Genomic DNA, 20,010 nt, shown 5'->3' with positions numbered 1-20,010 from the left:
GGGCCATGGGAGAACGCATGACCGCAGACCTTGTTCTCGAGGCCTTGAACATGGCCCTTGAGCAGCGCAAACCCAAGAGCGTCATCCACCACTCGGACCAAGGCAGCCAGTACACCAGCCTGGCCTTTGGCGAGCGCTGCCGGCAGATGCAGGTGCGACCTTCGATGGGGACCGTGGGCGATGCGTACGACAACGCAATGGCCGAGAGCTTCTTTGCCAGCCTAGAGGGCGAACTCATCGAGCGCAGCACCTTCCAGAGCAAGGCGCAGGCCCGCATGGCGGTCTTCACCTGGATTGAAGGCTGGTACAACCCCCGGCGCCGCCACAGTGGCCTGGGCTACCTCGCACCCCTGAACTTTGAAAGGAGCAACGAAGCCCTGTTTGATGTTGTCGAGGATGCCCATGTGCATGCCGAGACAACACCCGAAACGGTTTGAGTATCAAACCAGTACCCGTCCACCGAAGTGGGTCAACTCCATCGCCCCCTCTTGAGCGGAGCAAAGCAGTCGAAATGGCGGGATTTTCAGCGGGAACGATGGCAAGTGACGCGTTGAGGGAGGTTATGCAATGGTCTTATAAATGGGAATTGACAGAGTTTTGATACCCGGGGTTTATACGGAGAAGAGGCGGCATTCGAGACATTCGCGTCCGTCATGGCGTCATGGCATGATGTGAAGCGCGGTGCCTCTTCCTCGCTGTGCAGCGGGGCAGGGCATGCCAGTTGTGCCACCCCTTCAGGAGAAATCCCATGATCGTCACCACCACCCCCAGCATCGACGGCAAGCGCATCACGCAATACTGCGGCGTGGTTGCCGGCGAGGCCATCCTGGGCGCCAACGTTTTCAAGGATCTGTTTGCCGGCCTGCGCGATATCGTCGGTGGCCGTTCCGGCATGTACGAGCGCGAGCTGCAGAAGGCGCGCGATATTGCCATGCGGGAACTGCAGGAACGCGCACAGGCGCTTGGGGCCAATGCTGTTGTTGGCATTGACCTGGACTACGAGGTGCTGGGGCAGGGCAACGGCATGCTGATGGTGTCTGCCAGCGGGACGGCGGTAGTGGTGGAGTGACCGCCAAAATGCACCTGCAAACTCTCCTGAACCTCCAGCACCCCCTCATCCAGGCCCCCATGGCCGGCGTGCAAAACAGCACCCTGGCCATAGCCGTTTCCAGCACCGGCGCCCTGGGTTCACTCCCTTGTGCCATGCTCACCCCCGAGACGCTGGACCAGGAGCTGCGCACCATCCGCGACAAGACCGCCAACCCCGTCAACCTCAACTTCTTCGCCCACCAGCCCCCGGTGTTGGACCGGGGCCGGGCGGCGGTCTGGAAGGGCCTGTTTGGCCACTACTACCATGAACTGGAGATTGATCCGGATGCCTTCCCGCCAGGCCCGATGCGCATGCCGTTCAACGACGACATGGCCGATGTGCTCTGCGCGTATCCACCCAAGGTGGTCAGTTTCCACTTCGGCCTGCCAGACGGCTACCTGCTGGATCGCGTGCGTAGCACCGGTGCCAAAATCCTGTCCTCCGCCACCACGGTTGAAGAAGCGATCTGGCTGGAGCAGCAGGGCGTGGACGCCATCATTGCGCAGGGCGTGGAGGCCGGTGGCCATCGCGGCATGTTCCTGAGCGATGACATCAGCACCCAGATTGGCACCTTTGCGCTGTTGCCGCAGGTGCTTGATGCCGTCAAGGTGCCCGTGATCGCCGCTGGCGGCATTGCCGATGCCCGTGGCGTCAAGGCCGCCGTCGACCTGGGTGCGGCCGGCGTGCAGGTGGGCACCGCCTACCTGTGCTGCCCCGAGGCCACGACCAGCGCCATTCACCGCGCCGCGCTGCAAAGCCCGCAGGCGCGCCACACCGCGCTCACCAACATCTACTCCGGCCGCCCCGCGCGTGGCATTGTCAACCGCATGATGCGTGAGCTCGGCCCGATGAACCCGCTGGCGCCGGCGTTCCCGCTGGCTACCGCCGCCTCGGCGCCGCTGCGCGCCAAGGCCGAAAGCCAGGGATCGGGCGATTTCACGCCGCTCTGGTCCGGCCAGAACGCCAGCGGCTGCAAGCCGATTCCCGCCGCCGATCTGACGCGCGAACTGCTGAGCCTGCTCTGAATCCGCTAGACACCCCTAGTGAAACTCCGTAGCCAGATTGACGTTGCCGTCAACTAGCATCGGATTTTCACCAGAAGGATGGATTCCCATGAGCGATATCGCCCAGCGCATTGCCGACAGCTTCCAGAAACAGGGCCTGATGGCCACCCTCGGCGCCGAACTGCTGCTGGCCCAGGAGGGCGAAGTGCAGATCGCCATGCCGTTTTCGAAGCACCTGTCGCAGCAGCAGGGTTTTATCCATGCCGGCGCCGTCACCAGCATTGTGGACAGCGCCTGTGGTTACGCTGCGCTGACCAAGGCTCCGGCAGGCTGCGAAGTCGTCACCGCCGAGTTCAAGATCAACCTGCTGCGCCCGGCCATTGGTGACCGTTTCGTCGCCATCGGCAAGGTCACCAATGCCGGCAAGATGCTCACCGTCTGCACCGGTGAAGTCCATGCCTATACCGGCGACAGTTCCAAGCTGGTGGCGCTGATGCAGGCCACCATCGTCAACGTCAAGCTCTGAACGCGTACATCGTCTTGTCAACGCTTGCTGCAAGGCTGATCCAGGCCAGCTACAGTCAGGTCTGACACTGACTGCCGATCCTGTAGCTTGCCCATCATGACCACTCCCGCTCCCCAGCCCTCCAGCTGGATACGCCGCTTTACCCATCTGATTCCTGCCGGCACCCAGGTGCTGGATGTCGCCTGTGGTTCAGGCCGCCATATGCGCTGGCTGGCGCAGCAGGGCTACCAGCCGCTTGGCGTTGATCGCAACCCGGACAGCCTGCAGCTGGCCGCACAGTGGGGAGACACTGTGCAGGCCGATCTGGAAGACGGCAGCCCCTGGCCGCTGCCGGATCGCCAGTTTGGCGGCGTGGTCGTCACCAACTACCTGTGGCGTGCGCTGTTCCCGCAGCTGTTTGCCAGCGTGCAGCCCGGTGGCGTGTTGTTGTACGAAACCTTTGCCGACGGCAATGCCAGCGTGGGTCGGCCTTCCAGTCCTGAATTCCTGCTACAGCCCGGTGAATTGCTGCAACAGCTGGCCAAAGCCGGCCCGGGTTGGCGCGTGATTGCCTACGAAGATGGCTTTCTGGGCGATCCTGATCGCTTTGTGCAGCGCATCGCCGCGGTGCGGGAAGCGGCCAGTGAACAGCCGGTACGCTATCCGCTGTAAACTGCGCCGCCATGGAAATCCTCAAGACCCTGGGCCTGTTCATCGCCACCGCAGTGGCCGAGATTGTTGGCTGCTATCTTCCCTGGCTCTGGCTGCGCCAGGGCTACAGCAATTGGCTGCTAGTGCCGGCTGCCGCCAGTCTGGCGCTGTTTGCCTGGCTGCTCACGCTGCACCCGCAGGCTTCCGGCCGCGTCTATGCGGCCTATGGCGGTGTCTATATCAGCGCGGCACTGGTCTGGCTCTGGCTGGTCGATGGCGTGCGCCCCAGCATGGCCGATGGCATCGGCATTGCGCTGTGCCTGAGCGGCATGCTGGTCATCATGTTTGGCCAGCGGCCGGCCTGATCAGGCCAGCGCCGATACCGCCAGCGCGTTTTCCACCAGCGCTGGCGCAATCAGCCAGCCATGGCGGAACAGGCCGTTGATGCGCGTCAGGCCGGGCGTGACCTGGATTACTGGCATATTGTCCGGCAGTGCCGGGCGCAGATTGCTTTCGCTATGGATCACGCGCGCTTCGGTCAGCTCCGGCAGCACGGCGTGTGCCGCGGCGAGCAATTCGACCGTGCTGCGCAGGCTCACCGGGCTGCGGTCTTCGCTCTCGATTTCGCTGGCGCCCACCACGATCAGGTCGCCCGGGCGCGGCACCACATAGACGCGGTGGCGCGGGTGCATCAGGCGCAGCGGGCGGTGCAGTTCCACGCCAGGCGCGTGCAGCCAGAACACCTCGCCGCGCACGCCGCGCGTCGGCTGGTCGGGCAGGGCGCTGCCGGCTGGCAGCTGTTGCACGAAGTCGACATTGATCCCTGACGTGCTGGCAGCGATGCCACTATTGCCTTCGCGTGCGCCCAGGCCGCGCACATCAAATACCCAGTCAAAGCGTTCGCCATTAATGCCGTGCGGCGTCACCTGCTGCGCCGCTGTGCCCCAGCGGAAATCTGCACCGAGGGCCGTGGCTGCCTGTGCCAGGCCGACTAGCGCCTCGACCGTGTGGATCTGGCCTTCCTGCTCCAGCATCCAGCCACGCAGCTGGCGGGAAATGCCGGGCTCCAGCGTCCGCAACTCGTCAGCGCTCAGCGGCGTAGCCAGCGGCGCCGTGTGCCCGGCAGGGGCCTTGCTCTGCAGGCTGCCCAGCAGGCGCTGTGCTGCGCCCATGTCGGTGCCGTGCGCCAGCATCAGGCTGCCGCGCTGTGCAAAAAAGACAGATTGTCCGTGCGTAGCCAGCTGCTCCACCACCTGTTGCCACAGGCGGATGCTGCGCCAACCCAGATCGGCCAGCGCCCAGTTGGCACACTCCAGCTCGGCCAGCGGGCTCAGCATGCCGGCGGCGGTAAAGCCTGCCGCACGTGGCTGGTCGTAGTCCGGTGCCGGTCCGCAGGCCGGGTCGAATACCGTGACCTGATGGCCAGCAGCAGCCAGCTGCCAGGCCAGCAGCCGTCCCAGTACGCCGGCCCCGGCAATGCCGATGCGCGCAGGTACCTGCAGCGTGGCGGAAGAGGAGGCGGCGGACAGCGGGGCGGTGTGATTCGTTTGCATGCCGGGGATTATCCCAAGCAGGATGCGCCGCGTCTTGTCCAAGGGCAAGAAAACACCACGCCAGCCATAAAAAATGGCCTGCGGGCAACAGCACCGCAGGCCGGAATGCTCGCAGACTAAGCTGCCAGCAGAGGGGATCAAGCCTGAGCCGTGAATTCCTTGTAGGCGGCCAGCGCGTTGGATGCGTACATCAGGGACGGGCCGCCGCCCATGTAGACGCACATGCCCAACGTTTCCTCGATTTCCGGCAGCGTGGCACCCAGGCGCACCAGCGCCTTCATGTGGAAGCCGATGCAGGCATCGCAGTGCGAGGCCACGCCGAGTGCCAGCGCGATCAGTTCCTTCTGCTTTTCACTCAGGGCACCGTCACGCGTGGCGGCAGCAGCCATCTCGTTGAATGCCTTCATCAGGTCCGGCTGGTCGGCACGCATGGTGGCCAGGCCGGCCGAGATGTCCTTGATATGGCTCTTGTACTCGGGGATGCTCATGGGGGACCTCCTGGATGACCGGATTACTTCTTCATCGGGCAGGTGTTGGCGCCGATCAGCTTGTAGGCCGGGCAGAAGCGGAACAGGCCGGTCAGCAGCGGCAGCAGGCCAATCCAGGCCCAGTTGCTGCCGACATAGCCCAGCAGCTGGGGTGCACCCAGGATCAGGGCCAGACCAACCACGATGCGCAGGATGCGATCAATACCACCGACGTTCATAGCGTTCTCCTAGAAGGGAAATAATTTATCAAAGTATATAGTAAAAGCCACAAAAAAGGCAGGTGGGTTGCACCTGCCTTGCGACTTATCAGCCTTGCTGGGCGTCTACCGGTACGTAGATTTCGCCGCCACCGGCCTTGAACTCGGCACTCTTTTCAGCCATGCCTTTTTCCTGTTCTTCCTTCAGTGCGGCGTAATCGCGCACTTCCTGGGAAATCTTCATGCTGCAGAACTTGGGGCCACACATGGAGCAGAAATGCGCCACCTTGCTGCTGTCCTTGGGCAGCGTCTCGTCGTGGAAGGCGAGTGCCGTGTCCGGATCCAGGCTCAGGTTGAACTGGTCCATCCAGCGGAATTCGAAGCGTGCCTTGCTGATCGCCGAGTCGCGCGCGCGGGCACCCGGATGGCCCTTGGCCAGATCGGAGGCGTGCGCCGCAATCTTGTAGGCGATGATGCCCTGCTTCACGTCATTGCGGTCCGGCAGGCCCAGGTGTTCCTTGGGCGTCACGTAGCACAGCATGGCGGTGCCCATCCAGCCGATCATCGCCGCGCCAATCGCGCTGGTGATGTGATCGTAGCCCGGCGCAATGTCGATCGTCAGCGGGCCCAGGGTGTAGAAGGGCGCCTCGTGGCAATGCTTGAGCTGCTCTTCCATGTTGGCCTGGATCATGTGCATCGGCACGTGGCCCGGGCCTTCGATCATGGTCTGCACGTCGTGCTTCCAGGCGATCTGCGTCAGCTCGCCCAGCGTGCGCAGTTCGGCAAACTGCGCTTCGTCGTTGGCGTCGTCGTTGGAGCCGGGGCGCAGGCCATCGCCCAGGCTGAAGCTCACGTCATAGGCCTTCATGATCTCGCAGATCTCTTCGAAATGCGTGTACAGGAAGTTTTCCTTGTGGTGGGCAATGCACCACTTGGCCAGGATAGAGCCGCCGCGGCTGACAATGCCGGTACGGCGATTCGCCGTCAGGTGGATATAGGGCAGGCGCACGCCGGCGTGGATGGTGAAGTAGTCCACGCCTTGTTCAGCCTGCTCGATCAGCACATCGCGGTAGATGTCCCAGGTCAGGTCTTCGGCAATGCCGCCGACCTTTTCCAGCGCCTGGTAGATCGGCACGGTACCGATCGGCACCGGGCTGTTGCGGATGATCCAGTCCCGCGTGGTGTGGATGTTCTTGCCGGTGGACAGGTCCATCACGGTGTCGGCACCCCAGCGGATCGACCAGACCAGCTTCTCCACTTCTTCCTCGATGCTGGAAGTCACGGCGGAGTTGCCGATGTTGGCGTTGATCTTGGTCAGGAAGTTGCGGCCGATGATCATCGGCTCGATTTCCGGGTGGTTGATGTTGGCCGGGATGATGGCGCGGCCACGGGCCACCTCGTCACGCACGAATTCGGGCGTGATGATCTTCGGGATGCTGGCACCCAGGCCGTTGCCCTTCAGGCGCATTTCGCGGTTCAGGTCGGACTGGTACTCGGCCATCCATTCGCGCTTGCCGTTTTCGCGGATCGCGATGAACTCCATCTCGGGCGTGATGATGCCCTGGCGCGCATAGTGCATCTGCGTCACGTTGCCGCCGGCCTTGGCGCGGCGCGGCTGGCGCTGCAGTGCCGCGGCTTCACGGCGCAGCACCTCGATGCGCTCGGAATCGCGCTCGTCCAGCTTGCCGCCATCGTCCAGGATGTGGTGCAGACGGCCTTCGTAGCTTTCGGTATCGCCACGGGCCTCGATCCACTGCTGGCGCAGCGCCGGCAGGCCGTGGCGCACGTCGATCTGCGCCTGCGGGTCGGTGTAGGGGCCGGAGGTGTCGTAGACGGTGACGAGCTCGCCATTGGTCAGCGCGATTTCGCGCATGGGCACGGCCACGCCGGGTTGCTGGCCGGCCTGCAGGACCTTGCGCGAGGCAGGCAGCGGGTCACGCGTCAGGGTGAGCAGCTGGTTCAGGTCTGCCGGGGGCTGGGGGATGGTATCGGGCGCGTTCATGGCGGGTCTCCAGAGGGTAAAACAGTGCTCCGGAGGGCTGGCCAGATGTTCGCGCGGGGCGCGCCTTGCCAAGGCAAGGGGAGGGCAGCTTGCTCTTCTTACGCCGGTATGAGCCGGGTCAAGTTCGCGGGTTCGGCCTGTCAGCCATCTCAGCCTGCCTATCGGTATCAGCGATAGGCACACACCCCGGAGCAGATGTGCCATTGTAGGCAGATTCCTGGCATCGGCAACAGCTGGGGCTATCCCGCGGCGCAGGGCACTTGCTTTTGCCGGCATCGCCCTCATGCCAGGGGTATTGCCCGCCAGTCCTGCCGCTGGCGCTATGATTCGCTTTTGCCTACAGGATGTCCTGCATGACTGCCTCTTCCATGTCCTCCCAGATTCCGGATGCTGCTGCCGCGTTGCAGCTGCAGCTCAATGGCGAACCCGTCAGCCTGCCGGCCGGCAGCACGCTGCAGGATCTGCTGCTGGCGCGCGGGCTGGATCCGGCCACGCACGCCACGGCTGTCAACGGCAGCTTTGTGGCGCGCGATGCCCGTGGCACGCACAAGCTGCAGCAGGGCGATGCCGTGACCTGTTTCCAGGCGATTGTTGGAGGTTGACACCATGAGCTGGCAGATTGGCGATGTGACGCTGGAAAGCCGTTTTTTCCTGGGTAGCGCCGGCTACCCGTCTCCCGAGGTGCTGCGCCAGTCCATTCTGGCATCGGGCGCGCAAGTGGTGACGCTGGGCCTGCGTCGCCAACTCGGCATTGATGGCAATGCCCGTTCCGACAACGGCTTTGTCGATGTGGTGCGCAGCACCGGCGTGCATCTGCTGCCCAACACGGCGGGTTGCCGCAGCGCGCGCGAAGCCGTCACGCTGGCGATGATGTCGCGCGAGCTGCTCGGCACGCACTGGCTCAAGCTTGAGGTCATTGGCGATGAGCAGACCCTGCAGCCCGATCCCTGGGAACTGGTGCAGGCCGCCGACGAGCTGGTGCGCAACGGCTTCGAGGTATTCCCGTACTGCACCGATGACCTGGTCAGCTGCCAGCGCCTGCTGGATGTCGGCTGTCGCATCCTGATGCCCTGGGGCGCACCGATTGGCTCCGGCCAGGGCCTGATCAACCCGTGGGCGCTGCGCACCCTGCGCGCACGCCTGCCCGATGTGCCGCTGGTGGTGGATGCCGGTATTGGCGCGCCCTCGCATGCGGCGCAGGCCATGGAGCTGGGCTACGACGCCGTGCTGCTCAATTCCGCCGTAGCGCAGGCACATGACCCGGTAAAGATGGCGGCCGGCTTTCGCGATGCGATTGCGGCCGGCCGCGCCGGCTACGAGGCCGGCATTATCCAGCCGCAGGACATGGCAGTGGCCAGTACGCCTGTAACCGGCCGCCCCTTCATTCTTTGATCCTGATCGGGATCAATCATGGATATTGCAGATTTTTAAAAGTCATGAGCAAGGCCTTCACGCGTGAAACCGACCGCGACGACGATGACGATCAGGACGATGCGCTGCCCGCGCTGCCGGCCGGCATCAAGAACTACATGACGCCGCAGGGCTATGCCCGGCTGCGCGCCGAACTGATGCAGCTGATCGATGAAGAGCGGCCGAAAATCGTCGATATCGTGCACTGGGCTGCCAGCAATGGCGACCGTTCGGAAAACGGCGACTATCTCTACGGCAAGAAGCGCCTGCGCGAGATTGACCGCCGTATCCGCTTCCTGACGCGCCGGCTGGAGCGTGCCGAAGTGGCCGACCCCAGCGTACATCACGGCGGCGACCAGGTGTTCTTTGGCGCCACCGTCACCTATGCGGATGAAGAGGGCGCAGAAAACACCATCACCATCCTCGGCGTGGACGAGGTGGACAACCTGCAGGGCCAGGTCAGCTGGGTGGCGCCGATCGCGCGTGCCTTGCTGCGCGCCCGCGTCGGTGATAGCGTGCAGCTGCGCACGCCAGCCGGTGTGCAGGAAATCGAGGTGATCGACGTGCAATATCCGGCGCCGGAGGCGTGAACAAGCGCTTCGAACGGTAAGCGCAGGTATCGCAGCCGCGTTACAAGCGGGGCTGCTGTTGCATCTGCTTGCGACATGCCTGCGGATCGTGCCATAGTCAGGCTATTGCCAGCCGATGGTAACGGCTGGCGTTTGTCTTTATTGATCTGAAGAAAGGTTTTTTGTGATGAATGCTTCCGTCCGTTTCCTGCTGCCCGCCCTGATGGCTGCCGTGCTGGCCGCCTGTGGCCAGAACAACTCGGCCACCGAACCGGCTGCATCGCAGGCATCGGCTCCGGCAGAGACAGCTTCCGTGCCGGCTTCCGCCCCGGTCGAGGTGGCCAGCAGCCCGCTGAGCGATGCCTCCGAGGCCGAGCTGCAGGTCGGTTCCGAGGATCTGCCCAGCATCCTGGAACTGAGCAACCCGAATGGCGACAAGCTGATGCTGCAACTCACCACGGTCTACAACGAAGAGCTCAAGGACGAGCAGGACTTTGCGCTGCTGCAGAAGAACGATGGTCCGGAAATCGAGCTGAGCAAGGTCGGCGAAGAGAACGGCCTGCCGGTCTACTCCGGCGAGAAGGACAAGAAGGTATTTGTCATCACCAGCCTGGGCGATGACCGCTACCAGGTAGTGGAAGATGAAGGCAAGCCGGTGATCTACGGCCCGAACCGCTGATCCCGATGACGGCGGCAGGGCTCAGATCAGCCCTGCCTGCTGCATCACCTGGCGCTCGTCCTCATGCGAGATCCAGAACGCCACTTTCAGCGCCTTGCCGTCGTCATGCACACCGTAGGTGATGGCAAAGCGGAATTCCTGCGGCTGACCGGGGATTTTCTCGAACACCATCAGCCAGTGCACCTTGGCCAGGGTGTAGTGCGCATCCAGCACGGTTTCTTCTATTTCCAGCACGCGCGCCTGACGAAAACCGATCTGTTCAAACAGCGCCTTGCGTTGCACCATGGCCTCGCGCAGGCTGTCGTCATTGCGACCCACTGCCACGCCAGTCGGGCCACCGCCCAGAAATTCGGCCGTGTATAGCGCACAGGCCTGATCCGGATCCAGTCTGTTGGCGCTGGCTTCGTAGCGCCGGAAAAAATCGTGCAGGCGGCTCATGGGGTAAGGTCGCTCACACCTTGCGGCAGAAGCAGTAGACAAACTTCTGCTCGTTGCCGCCGGGCGTTGTATGGTCTTCGCGCAGATGGCCAAGCAACTCGAACGGCTCGCCGAACTCGCCATGCAGGGCATCGGCGCTGTAGCGCACCACCGGCAGGCCGCTGCATTGCTCAGGCCCATCTTCGGCAAAGGTCGCCACAATCACCAGGCCACCGGGCTGCACCGCATGCAGCACCTGTCGTACATAGGCCTCGCGTTCCGCGGCGCTGGTCAGGAAGTGGAATACGGCGCGATCGTGCCAGATGCGGTAGTGGTGTCGTGGCAGCGCCACCTCCAGCACATTGGCTTCGAGCCAGCGCACCTGCCTGGCATGCGCTCCCAGCCGCTGGCGGGCGGTGGCCAAGGCGGCCGCAGACAGATCCAGCACCGTGAGGTCGGTATGGCCGCGCTGCAGCAGATCGTCCACCAAGGTCGAGGCACCACCACCGACATCGATCAGCGGCGCTGACAGCGGCGCGCCGTGATCGGCAATCAGTTGCAGCGATAGGGCCGCATGCTCCTGGAACCAGCTGACCTCAGTGCTTGGCTTGCGGCTGTAGACGTTTTCCCAGTGCTGCCTGGATTGCATGACAGGAACTCCATCCACGCGCTTGGCATGGTTCAGGCCGACTTGACGCGCATGGCGCGGATCGCCGACGGCAGCCGGCGCACGGCACGCATCACGCGCGCCAGGTGCACGCGGTCGCGTACCTGCAGGATCAGGCGCAGGTCCATCACTTCCTGCTGGATGTCGTCGGACATGCTGATGTAGACGATGTTGGCATCGGCATTGGCGATGGCGCCGGTGACGTTGGCGACCGAACCGACACGGTTGTGGATGGTTACCGTGATCGCCGTCAGGAAGCGCTGCGGCAGGTGCTCGGCCCATTCGACCTGGACAAAACGCTCGCTGTCCTTGACCTGCAGGCGCTTGCCGTTCGGGCATTCGGCAGTGTGTACCACCAGGCCTTCGCCGCGGCTCAGGTAGCCGACGATATCGTCGCCTGGCAGCGGGTGGCAGCAGGAGGCGTATTGCACGGACGATTTTTCGCTGCCGTCCAGTGTGATCACCTGCTGCAGCATCGGGTCTTCGCCGCCAAAGCGCTGCATGCTCATCAGCACCGCATCGGGGCGCTCGCCCAGCTCGGTCATCAGCTGCGCCAGGTGCTTGGCCACCACGCTGGTGATGCGCTTGCCCTGGCCAATATCGATCAGCAGCTCGTCCAGGCTCTTGGTGCTGGCCTGCTGCAGCACCTTGTCCCAGACATCCTGCTGCGTGGCCGGCTCGGGCAGATGCTCCAGGCCTTCGGCGCGATAGGCCTGTTGCAGCAGGCGCAGGCCAAGGGCACGGGCCTCCTCGCGCGACTGCACCTTCAGGTGGTTGCGGATGCGCGAACGCGCACGTGCCGTGCGCACAAAGCTCAGCCAGGCCGGATTCGGCTTGGAGCCTTCCTCGGTATGCACTTCGACGCGGTCGCCGCTGACCAGTTCGGTACGCAGCGGTGCCTCGCGGTTGTTGATGGTGCAGGATACGGCCTGGTCACCCACGTCGCTGTGGATGGCGTAGGCAAAGTCGATTACGGTGGCGCCACGCGGCAGCGACATGATGCGGTTCTTGGGCGTGAACACGAACACGTCGTCGGGCAGCACGTTCAGGCGCACGTGGTCCAGGAATTCGTGCGAATCCAGCGTTTCCTTCTGGATATCGAGCAGGTTCTTCAGCCAGTTGGCCGGCTTGCCGGCCGCCTTGTCCTGCTGGGCCTGGGCTGCCTGCTCCGGGCTCTTGTACTGCCAGTGCGCGGCAACGCCGGTTTCGGCCACCAGGTGCATCGCTTCGGTGCGCATCTGGAATTCGATATGCACGCCGGCCGGGCCGACCAGGGTGGTGTGCAGCGACTGATAGCCGTTGTCCTTGGGGATCGCGATGAAATCCTTCAGGCGTTGCGGCATCGGCTTGTAGAGCGAGTGCAGGATGCCGAGCGCCAGATAGCAATCGGAGTTGCTCGGGACGATGATGCGGAAGCCGAAGATGTCGTAGACCTGGGCAAAGCTCTGCTTCTTCTTGTCCATCTTGCGGTAGACCGACAGGATGGTTTTTTCGCGTGTGAAGATGCGCGCCTTCAGGCCGGCGGCAGAGAAGGCGGCTTCGACGTTGGCTTGCACTTCCTGCACCAGATGGCGGCGGCGGCTGCGCGCGCGCTCGATCGCCTTGTTCAGCGTGCGGTAGCGCCAGGGGTGCAGGTACTTGAAGGACAGGTCCTCGAGTTCGCGGTAGGTGTTGTTCAGGCCCATGCGGTTGGCAATGGGCGCATAGATTTCCAGCGTCTCGGTGGCGATGCGCATCTGCGCGTCACGCTTCATGTCGTCCATGGTGCGCATATTGTGCGTGCGGTCGGCCAGCTTGATCAGGATCACGCGCACATCGTCGGCCATGGCCAGCAGCATCTTGCGGAACGATTCGGCCTGGTTCTCCTGGCGGCTGCTGAACTGCAGCTTGTCCAGCTTGGTCACGCCATCGACCAGGTGCGCCACGGTGGCGTTGAAATCCTCGGTGATCTGGATCTTGGTGACGCCGCAGTCTTCCATGGTGTCATGCAGCAGGGCAGCCATCAGCGTGCTGGAATCGAGCTTCCACTCGGCGCACAGCGCGGCCACCGCGATCGGGTGGGTGATGTAGGGCTCGCCACTCTTGCGCGTCACGCCCAGGTGGGCCTGGTCGGCGAACTTGTAGGCATTACGAACCTGTACCACCTCATCGGGTGGCAGGTAATCCAGTTTCTCGAGCAGGCCGGCAAAGCTGGCGGCAGAGGCAATTTCAGCAGGCGAATTCATGGTGTCTCGGCTCACGATTTTTCAGCGTAGGCAGGACATTCCATGTTAACCGAGATGTTACCTGACTGTCATGAAGCTCAGGGTTAACCGAATGGAATGTTGCGCTGCAGCATATTTTCAACGGGCGCAAAAAAGGCATCTCAGCGGATGCCTTGTGGTGCGTCGGACCTGAGGGGATCAGGTCGGCACTTTCTTGAGCATTTCCAGGCCCACGTGGCCGTCGGCGATTTCACGCAGGGCGGTCACGGCCGGCTTGTTGCGGCTTTCGAGCTTGGCGGCGTGGCCCTGGCTCAGCATGCGGGCGCGGTAGGTGGCGGCCAGTACCAGCTGGAAACGGTTGGGGATTTTCTCGAGGCTGTCCTCGGCGGTGATGCGTGCCATGAAGCGGTTACTCCGGATCGGTGATGTGCAGGGCGGCGAAGGTATCAGCCTTGGCGCGGCGCTGCGAAGCGTACTTGAGTCGCTGGGCGTGCACGATGGTCTTGAGATCAAAAAGTGCACGCTCGAACAATTCGTTGATTATAACGTAATCGAAAGATTTCGCCTGCGCCAGTTCGGTGCGCGCATTGAGCAGGCGCTGCTCGATGGTGTCGGCGCTGTCTTCGCCACGGCGTTCGAGGCGCGAGCGCAGTTCTTCCCAGCTTGGCGGCATGACAAAGATCAGCACCGCTTGCGGAAAGATCTGTTTCACCTGCAGCGCGCCCTGGTAGTCGATTTCGAGCAGGGCGTCATCGCCCTGGTCCAGCCGCTCGATCACGGCCTGGCGCGAGGTGCCGTAGCGATTGCCGTGTACCTGCGCCCATTCCAGGAACTGGCCGTCGGCGACCATCTGCTCGAAACGGGCGGTATCGACGAAATGGTATTCGCGGCCATCCACTTCCTGGCCGCGCGGCGCGCGCGTGGTATGGGAGATCGAGGCGCGGACGCCGCTGTCCACTTCCATCAGGGCGCGCACCAGGCTGGATTTGCCGGCCCCGCTGGGGGCCGCGACGACGTAGAGGTTGCCGGGGTAATCGTGATTCTGCATGTCGGGTTCGGGATTATTCGATGTTCTGGACCTGCTCGCGCATCTGCTCGACCAGCACCTTCATGTCCATGGCAATGCGGGAAGTGTCACTGGACGCCGACTTGGAGCCCAGCGTGTTGGCTTCGCGGTGCAGTTCCTGGATCAGGAAATCCAGGCGCTTGCCGAGTTCGCCGCCTTTTTTGAGCAGGTCCTCGATCGTGTCCAGGTGCGATTGCAGGCGCGTCAGCTCTTCGGCCACGTCGATGCGCAGCGAGAACGCGGCGGCTTCGGCCAGCGCGCGATCCTGTGCCGCATCGCGCGAGACATTGCCGCTGCTGCTGCCGGCCTGCAGCGCGTCTTTCCACTTGTCGAGAAAGCGCTGGCGCTGTGCCTCGACCACCTGCGGGATCAGCGGTTCGGCTTCGGCGGACAGGGCGCGCAGCTGTTGCACGCGTTGCAGCAGGCTGTCGGCCAGCTGCCGGCCTTCGGTTTCGCGTGCTTCGCGCAGCTGGTTCAGCAGCTGGTCGGCGGCCTGCTGGATCCAGGGGCGCAACTCGGCTTCGGGCAGCAGGGCTGGTTGCGAGGGCGGGCTCAGGCGCAGCACGTCGGCCACGCTCAGCGGGGCGGCATCGGGCAGCCAGGTGCGGATGGTGTCCTGTGCGCTGGCCAGCTTTTGCAGCAGCAGCACGCCGGGCACCTGCAGCTGATCGGGCAGGCTGCCAGTGCGCTCCAGGCTGGCGCGCAGCTCGACCTTGCCGCGGCGCAGCTGCTTTTGCAGCTGTTCGCGCAGCGTGTTCTCATAGGGGCGCAGCTCGTCCGGCAGGCGGAAGTGCAGGTCCAGGAAGCGGCTGTTGACCGAGCGCACTTCCAGGCTCAGGCGCCAGGGGGAGGGCGGCGTCTCGCTGTGGTCGGCAGACGCGGTGCTCGGGGTGGATTGCAGGCTGGCGTAACCTGTCATGCTGTAAACTGGCATGGATTTTCTCTCTGGCAGGGGAGGGCCTGACCGTCTATGGCCGGCAATGGTGCAGTATATACGGCACCATTGCCAGGCGGCTTTCCGCGCCCCTGTCCGTCCCACATTTTCTTTCTCGTAGATTCCATGACCCAGACTGCTTCCCGTCCTGCAGGGCGTGCCCCTGACCAGCTGCGCCCGGTACGCATCACGCGCCACTTCACCATCCACGCCGAAGGCTCGGTGCTGGTGGAGTTTGGCAACACCAAGGTGCTGTGCACGGCCAGCGTCGAGGAAAAGGTGCCGCCGTTCCGCCGTGGCAGTGGCGAAGGCTGGGTCACCGCCGAATACGGCATGCTGCCGCGTTCCACCCACACGCGCTCTGACCGCGAGGCCGCCCGCGGCAAGCAGTCCGGCCGCACGCAGGAAATCCAGCGCCTGATCGGCCGCTCGCTGCGCGCCGTGTTCGACTTGGCGCAGCTGGGTGAGCGCAGCATCGTGCTCGACTGTGACGTGCTGCAGGCCGATGGCGGCACGCGCACTGCGGCCATTACCGGTGCTTATGTGGCTGCCTGCGATGCCGTGAATGGCCTGATCCGCAGCGGCAAGCTGACCAGCAACCCGGTGATCGAGCCGGTGGCAGCCGTGTCCGTCGGCGTGGTCGATGGCGTGCCGGTGCTGGATCTGGAATACGTGGAAGATTCCGCTTGCGATACCGACATGAATGTGGTGATGACCGGCGCTGGCCGCTTCATCGAGGTGCAGGGCACGGCCGAAGGCGTGCCGTTCAGCCGCGCCGAGCTGGACCAGATGCTGGCGCTGGCCGAGAAGGGCATCCTGGAACTGCAGGCCTTGCAGGCACAGGCGCTGGCGGAGTAAACCCATATGAAGATCGTTCTGGCATCCAACAACCAGGGCAAGCTGGCCGAGCTGCAGGCGCTGTTCGGCGAGCTGGGCGTGGAGCTGTTGCCGCAGGCGGCACTCGGAGTGCCCGAGGCCGAGGAGCCTTATCACACCTTCCTGGAAAACGCCCTGACCAAGGCGCGCAATGCCAGCCGCCACAGCGGCCTGCCGGCGATTGCCGACGATGCCGGCCTCTGCGTCGATGCCTTTGGCGGTCAGCCCGGCGTGCAGACGGCGTATTACGCCACGCAGTTTGGCTATGCCAAGAGCGACGACAACAATGTCAAGGCGCTGCTGGAGCAGATGCAGGATGTGGACCAGCGCCGCGCCGCCATGGTCAGTACGCTGGTGGCCGTGCGTTCGCCCGATGATCCGGAGCCGCTGGTGGCAGTGGGCCGTGTGGTCGGCGAGATCGCGCGTGAACCGCTGGGCGACGAAGGCTTCGGCTTTGACCCGGTGATGTTCATCCCGGCGCTGGGCAAGACGCTGGCCCAGGTCACGCCCGAGCACAAGAACCAGCTCAGCCACCGCGGCCAGTCCTCGCGCAAGATGCTGGAACTGCTGCGCGAATCCTGGCTGTCCGGCAGCCATTGAAGCGATGAGCAGCATTCCTCCGATCCTGAACGAGGCCGAAACCGGAATGGGCCTGCCGGCCGTGCAGGACTATCTGCGCCCGGGCAGCCTGCAGCTCACCAGCCAGCCGCCGCTGAGCCTGTACGTGCATCTGCCCTGGTGCCTGAAAAAATGCCCGTACTGCGATTTCAACTCGCATGGCCTGCAGGGTGAGCTGCCGGAATCGGCCTATGTGGCGGCCTTGCTGGCCGACCTGCAGCAGGCGCTGCCGCTGGTCTGGGGCCGCAGTGTCGAGAGCGTGTTCTTCGGCGGCGGCACGCCCAGCCTGTTTTCACCGGACACGCTGGCCGGGCTGATCAGCCAGATTCGCGCCTTGCTGCCGCTGGCACCCATGTGCGAGATCACGCTGGAGGCCAACCCCGGCACCTTCGAACGCGAGCGCTTTGCCGCTTTCGCCCAGGCCGGCGTGACGCGCCTGTCGATCGGCGTGCAGAGCTTCCAGGACACCCATCTGCAGGCGCTGGGCCGCGTGCATGACCGCGCCCAGGCGCTGGCCGCGGTAGAAGAAGCGGCGCGCAGTTTCAACACCTTCAACCTGGACCTGATGTACGCCTTGCCAGGCCAGACGCTGGCCGGGCTGGAGCAGGACCTGCAGCAGGCGCTGGCGTTTGCGCCGCCGCACATCAGCATCTACCACCTGACGGTGGAGCCGAACACCTATTTCGCCAAGTACCCGCCGGCTCATCTGCCGGATGACGACACGGCCTACGCCATGCTGGACCTGCTGACCGAGCGCACGGCGCAGGCCGGCATGCAGCGCTACGAAGTCTCGGCTTATGCCCGCCCCGGCCATGGCTGCGTGCACAATCGCAACTACTGGGAGTTTGGCGATTACCTTGGCATTGGTGCCGGCGCGCACAGCAAGCTAAGCTTTCCGCATCGCGTGGTACGCCAGGTGCGCGTGCGCGATCCCGGGCGCTATATGCAGCTGGCGCAGCAGGGCACGCCGGTCGCACAACAGCACGAGGTCGCGCGTGAGGATCTGCCCTTCGAGTACATGCTGAATGCGCTGCGCCTGCGCGACGGCTTTGCGCTGGCCGATTTCAGCGGCCGTACCGGCTTGCCGCTGACGGTGATCCAGCAGCCGCTGGAAGAGGCCGAACGCCGTGGATGGATTCAACGTGATCTGGCGCGTGTCTGGCCGACCGAGCAGGGTTTCGATTTCCTCAGCGACCTGCAGGGGCTGTTCCTGCCGGATTGATGCGCGGCTGCCGACTCAGGGCTTGTCGCTGTCTTCTTCGCAATCGTGGCACAGGCCGTGTACCGACAGCGTGATGTCGGTGCTGCGCAGGCCTGTCTGCTGCAGCCGGGCGTTGAGCTGCTCCAGCAGCGCCGGCAGCTGCGGATCGTCCGGCAGCGCAGTGAGCGAGTGGCACTGCTCGCATTCAAAAAATCCGGATGGCGCCGATTGTGCCAGCGTGAAGTGAGCGGTGCGGCCGCTGTCCTGGATGCGCGTCAGCAGGTTGACCTGTACCAGCCGGTCCAGCACGCGATACAGCGTGACGCGGTCCACCGGCTGGCCGCTGCCATCGGCTTGCAGCGCCTGCATCAGGGACTCATGTGTTTCAGGCGCCTTGCTGGCTTCCAGCAGGAGCAGCACGCGCAGCACATCGCGCGTGGCGCGCAAGCCGCGCGTGCGTACCAACTCGGCCCAGCGCGTGGCGGGCAGGGGGCTGGTGGGCTGGACGGCAGATGTGTTCATGGGATACAAGGGCGGTGCTGGCGCAGGACGCCAGTGTGCCTGTGACTATAGCAAAAGCCGGCTCAGCTGGCGCTGCGCCGCAAGGGATTGCGCAAGGCCAGTTCCTGCAGGTAGTCCTGCATGCCCAGGCTTTCACGGTCGAGAAAGCGCTGTACCGCGTCGGCAAATGCCGGATGGGCCAGCCAGTGCGCGCTGACGGTCGGGCTGGGCAACAGGGCGCGTGCCATCTTGTGTTCGCCCTGGGCGCCGCCTTCAAAGCGCTGCACTCCGTGGTCGATGCACCACTGCAGCGGCTGGTAGTAGCAGGCATCGAAATGCAGGCAATCGACGCGGCGCAGCGCGCCCCAGTAGCGACCATAGGCCACCTGGGGCTGACCGGTGGCATCCAGTTGCAGGCCGATCAGGCTGCAGGCGATGGGCTGGCCATCCTGCTCGGCAATGAACAGCAGCCAGTGTTCCGGCATGGTGTGGGCCATGTCGGCGAAGAATGCCGGTGTCAGATAGGGCGCGTTGCCGTGTTCCAGATAGGTGCGTTCGTAGCAGTGGTAGAAGAACTGCCAGTCCTGTGGCGTGATGTCCGCTCCGCGTGCCCAGCGGAAACACACGCCGGCCTGCGCCACCTTGCGCTGCTCGGCGCGGATCTTCTTGCGCTTGTCCTGCGCCAGGCTGGCGAGGAAATCCTCGAAACTGTGCCAGTCGGCTGCGCCAGGCTGCAGCTGCGCGCGGTTTTGCCAGTGGAATTGCACGCCGTCACGCAGCATCATGTCCTGCGCTTCGGCGCAAGCCAGATCAGCTTCGTCTCCGAGCAGCAGGTGCAGGCTGGACAGCGCGTTGTCATCGGCCCAGGCCACGGCCAGTTGCAGCAGCGCTTGGCGCCAGGCTGGCGACCGTGCCAGCAGACGGCTGCCCGGTACCGGCGTAAACGGCACGGCGATCAGCGCCTTCGGGTAGTAGTCCAGGCCGTGTTCGGCATAGGCACGCGCCCAGGCCCAGTCGAACACGTATTCGCCATAGGAATGGGATTTGAGGTAGAGCGGGCAGGCCGCCATCAGGCAATCGCCTTGCCACAAGGCCAGGAATTGCGGCTGCCAGCCGCTGTCGGCCACGGCACTGCCACTGGCGTGCATGGCCTGCAGGTAGGCGTGGCGCATGAAGGGCGTGGGAGCAGCCTGCAGCGCCAGCAGCGCGTCCCAGTCGGCCGCCGGAATCTGTCCTGGTGCCGATGCCAGTTGCAGCCGCAGCGCCCCATGGCATGCGGCCAAGGCTGACAGGACGGCTGTCGTTTGTGCGCCATAATCGGCCAGAGAGGGCGCGGTACCGGTGTGGTCCGCCTGCCCGATGGATGCTTGCTGCTGAT

General features: G+C 64.2%; 25 protein-coding genes and 1 riboswitch. Of the genes, 13 read left to right on the top strand and 12 right to left on the bottom strand.

Going from position 1 to position 20,010, the window contains the following annotated elements:
• The 6 genes from V1261_RS10815 to V1261_RS10790 all read left to right on the top strand — a co-directional run.
• The coding region (locus V1261_RS10815) for an integrase core domain-containing protein (RefSeq protein WP_329771692.1) at nucleotides 1-437 on the top strand (437 nt) is incomplete at its 5' end.
• 311 nt (nucleotides 438-748) lie between these two features.
• The gene (locus tag V1261_RS10810; RefSeq protein ID WP_329771773.1) at nucleotides 749-1,069 is read left to right on the top strand and encodes a heavy metal-binding domain-containing protein; all 321 of its coding nucleotides are present in this window, start codon (nucleotides 749-751) and stop codon (nucleotides 1,067-1,069) included.
• An 8-nt stretch (nucleotides 1,070-1,077) separates the two neighbouring features.
• The gene (locus V1261_RS10805) at nucleotides 1,078-2,115 is read left to right on the top strand and encodes an NAD(P)H-dependent flavin oxidoreductase (RefSeq protein WP_329771772.1); all 1,038 of its coding nucleotides are present in this window, start codon (nucleotides 1,078-1,080) and stop codon (nucleotides 2,113-2,115) included.
• An 88-nt stretch (nucleotides 2,116-2,203) separates the two neighbouring features.
• Nucleotides 2,204-2,620 (top strand): PaaI family thioesterase, encoded by a 417-nt coding sequence (locus V1261_RS10800; protein WP_329771771.1) that lies wholly within the window; start codon nucleotides 2,204-2,206, stop codon nucleotides 2,618-2,620.
• A gap of 96 nt (nucleotides 2,621-2,716) precedes the next feature.
• Nucleotides 2,717-3,271 carry a class I SAM-dependent methyltransferase gene (locus V1261_RS10795; RefSeq protein ID WP_329771769.1) on the top strand — a complete coding sequence of 185 codons (555 nt, stop codon included), beginning with the start codon at nucleotides 2,717-2,719 and terminating at the stop codon, nucleotides 3,269-3,271.
• A gap of 11 nt (nucleotides 3,272-3,282) precedes the next feature.
• Nucleotides 3,283-3,615 carry a YnfA family protein gene (locus tag V1261_RS10790; protein ID WP_329771767.1) on the top strand — a complete coding sequence of 111 codons (333 nt, stop codon included), beginning with the start codon at nucleotides 3,283-3,285 and terminating at the stop codon, nucleotides 3,613-3,615.
• Here V1261_RS10790 and V1261_RS10785 read toward each other — a convergent pair whose 3' ends face one another.
• The 4 genes from V1261_RS10785 to thiC all read right to left on the bottom strand — a co-directional run bounded on the left by V1261_RS10785 (nucleotide 3,616) and on the right by thiC (nucleotide 7,490).
• Nucleotides 3,616-4,803 (bottom strand): FAD-dependent oxidoreductase, encoded by a 1,188-nt coding sequence (locus tag V1261_RS10785; protein WP_329771766.1) that lies wholly within the window; start codon nucleotides 4,801-4,803, stop codon nucleotides 3,616-3,618. It lies immediately after the preceding gene.
• 137 nt (nucleotides 4,804-4,940) lie between these two features.
• The gene (locus tag V1261_RS10780; RefSeq protein WP_018715447.1) at nucleotides 4,941-5,291 is read right to left on the bottom strand and encodes a carboxymuconolactone decarboxylase family protein; all 351 of its coding nucleotides are present in this window, start codon (nucleotides 5,289-5,291) and stop codon (nucleotides 4,941-4,943) included.
• Nucleotides 5,292-5,314: 23 nt separating this feature from the next.
• Entirely contained in the window at nucleotides 5,315-5,509 is a 195-nt protein-coding gene (locus tag V1261_RS10775) for a YgaP family membrane protein (RefSeq protein ID WP_018715448.1), read from the bottom strand.
• Nucleotides 5,510-5,597: 88 nt separating this feature from the next.
• Nucleotides 5,598-7,490, bottom strand: coding sequence for a phosphomethylpyrimidine synthase ThiC (gene thiC / locus V1261_RS10770; RefSeq protein WP_329771764.1), 1,893 nt, complete (start codon nucleotides 7,488-7,490; stop codon nucleotides 5,598-5,600).
• Between the two features lie 78 nt (nucleotides 7,491-7,568).
• A riboswitch (TPP riboswitch) is annotated at nucleotides 7,569-7,689 on the bottom strand.
• Between the two features lie 154 nt (nucleotides 7,690-7,843).
• Here thiC and thiS point away from each other — a divergent pair.
• The 4 genes from thiS to V1261_RS10750 all read left to right on the top strand — a co-directional run bounded on the left by thiS (nucleotide 7,844) and on the right by V1261_RS10750 (nucleotide 10,148).
• On the top strand, nucleotides 7,844-8,092 hold the full coding sequence (gene thiS, locus V1261_RS10765; RefSeq protein WP_329771763.1) for a sulfur carrier protein ThiS: 249 nt from the start codon (nucleotides 7,844-7,846) through the stop codon (nucleotides 8,090-8,092).
• Nucleotides 8,093-8,096: 4 nt separating this feature from the next.
• Nucleotides 8,097-8,882: a thiazole synthase gene (locus tag V1261_RS10760; RefSeq protein WP_329771760.1), complete on the top strand. Its 786-nt coding sequence runs from the start codon at nucleotides 8,097-8,099 to the stop codon at nucleotides 8,880-8,882.
• A gap of 44 nt (nucleotides 8,883-8,926) precedes the next feature.
• A complete protein-coding gene (gene greB, locus V1261_RS10755; protein ID WP_329771759.1) occupies nucleotides 8,927-9,490 on the top strand; it encodes a transcription elongation factor GreB in 564 nt (187 codons plus the stop codon).
• 166 nt (nucleotides 9,491-9,656) lie between these two features.
• On the top strand, nucleotides 9,657-10,148 hold the full coding sequence (locus V1261_RS10750) for a hypothetical protein (RefSeq protein ID WP_329771758.1): 492 nt from the start codon (nucleotides 9,657-9,659) through the stop codon (nucleotides 10,146-10,148).
• Between the two features lie 21 nt (nucleotides 10,149-10,169).
• Here the strand turns inward: V1261_RS10750 and V1261_RS10745 are convergent, their stop codons facing one another.
• From V1261_RS10745 to V1261_RS10720, 6 genes are all read right to left on the bottom strand, one after another.
• Nucleotides 10,170-10,586 (bottom strand): nuclear transport factor 2 family protein, encoded by a 417-nt coding sequence (locus tag V1261_RS10745; RefSeq protein WP_329771757.1) that lies wholly within the window; start codon nucleotides 10,584-10,586, stop codon nucleotides 10,170-10,172.
• A 13-nt stretch (nucleotides 10,587-10,599) separates the two neighbouring features.
• Complete coding sequence (locus V1261_RS10740; RefSeq protein ID WP_329771756.1) at nucleotides 10,600-11,214, bottom strand: class I SAM-dependent methyltransferase; 615 nt, start codon at nucleotides 11,212-11,214, stop codon at nucleotides 10,600-10,602.
• A gap of 32 nt (nucleotides 11,215-11,246) precedes the next feature.
• On the bottom strand, nucleotides 11,247-13,457 hold the full coding sequence (locus V1261_RS10735; protein WP_329771755.1) for a RelA/SpoT family protein: 2,211 nt from the start codon (nucleotides 13,455-13,457) through the stop codon (nucleotides 11,247-11,249).
• Nucleotides 13,458-13,634: 177 nt separating this feature from the next.
• Nucleotides 13,635-13,838: a DNA-directed RNA polymerase subunit omega gene (gene rpoZ / locus V1261_RS10730; protein ID WP_018715455.1), complete on the bottom strand. Its 204-nt coding sequence runs from the start codon at nucleotides 13,836-13,838 to the stop codon at nucleotides 13,635-13,637.
• Between the two features lie 7 nt (nucleotides 13,839-13,845).
• A complete protein-coding gene (gene gmk / locus V1261_RS10725) occupies nucleotides 13,846-14,484 on the bottom strand; it encodes a guanylate kinase (RefSeq protein WP_329771753.1) in 639 nt (212 codons plus the stop codon).
• 13 nt (nucleotides 14,485-14,497) lie between these two features.
• The gene (locus V1261_RS10720) at nucleotides 14,498-15,436 is read right to left on the bottom strand and encodes a YicC/YloC family endoribonuclease (RefSeq protein WP_329771751.1); all 939 of its coding nucleotides are present in this window, start codon (nucleotides 15,434-15,436) and stop codon (nucleotides 14,498-14,500) included.
• A 126-nt stretch (nucleotides 15,437-15,562) separates the two neighbouring features.
• Here V1261_RS10720 and rph point away from each other — a divergent pair, with 126 nt between their 5' ends.
• Genes rph through hemW form a run of 3 tightly spaced genes read left to right on the top strand, consistent with a single transcriptional unit; the run spans nucleotide 15,563 to nucleotide 18,152 of the window.
• Nucleotides 15,563-16,294 carry a ribonuclease PH gene (rph, locus tag V1261_RS10715; RefSeq protein WP_329771750.1) on the top strand — a complete coding sequence of 244 codons (732 nt, stop codon included), beginning with the start codon at nucleotides 15,563-15,565 and terminating at the stop codon, nucleotides 16,292-16,294.
• 6 nt (nucleotides 16,295-16,300) lie between these two features.
• Nucleotides 16,301-16,912, top strand: coding sequence for an RdgB/HAM1 family non-canonical purine NTP pyrophosphatase (rdgB, locus tag V1261_RS10710; RefSeq protein ID WP_329771749.1), 612 nt, complete (start codon nucleotides 16,301-16,303; stop codon nucleotides 16,910-16,912).
• Between the two features lie 4 nt (nucleotides 16,913-16,916).
• Nucleotides 16,917-18,152 carry a radical SAM family heme chaperone HemW gene (gene hemW, locus V1261_RS10705; RefSeq protein WP_329771748.1) on the top strand — a complete coding sequence of 412 codons (1,236 nt, stop codon included), beginning with the start codon at nucleotides 16,917-16,919 and terminating at the stop codon, nucleotides 18,150-18,152.
• A 15-nt stretch (nucleotides 18,153-18,167) separates the two neighbouring features.
• Here hemW and V1261_RS10700 read toward each other — a convergent pair whose 3' ends face one another.
• Together V1261_RS10700 and V1261_RS10695 are read right to left on the bottom strand one after the other, a co-directional pair.
• Nucleotides 18,168-18,653 carry a Fur family transcriptional regulator gene (locus V1261_RS10700; protein ID WP_329771747.1) on the bottom strand — a complete coding sequence of 162 codons (486 nt, stop codon included), beginning with the start codon at nucleotides 18,651-18,653 and terminating at the stop codon, nucleotides 18,168-18,170.
• Between the two features lie 62 nt (nucleotides 18,654-18,715).
• Complete coding sequence (locus V1261_RS10695; protein ID WP_329771746.1) at nucleotides 18,716-19,915, bottom strand: GNAT family N-acetyltransferase; 1,200 nt, start codon at nucleotides 19,913-19,915, stop codon at nucleotides 18,716-18,718.
• Between the last annotated feature and the right edge of the window lie 95 nt (nucleotides 19,916-20,010).

It is taken from the genome of Brachymonas sp. J145 (assembly GCF_036312245.1).
Lineage (GTDB): Bacteria > Pseudomonadota > Gammaproteobacteria > Burkholderiales > Burkholderiaceae_C > Brachymonas > Brachymonas wangyanguii.
The sequence above is the reverse complement of the archived record's forward strand: the minus strand, read 5'-3'. Positions and strand labels throughout refer to the sequence as shown.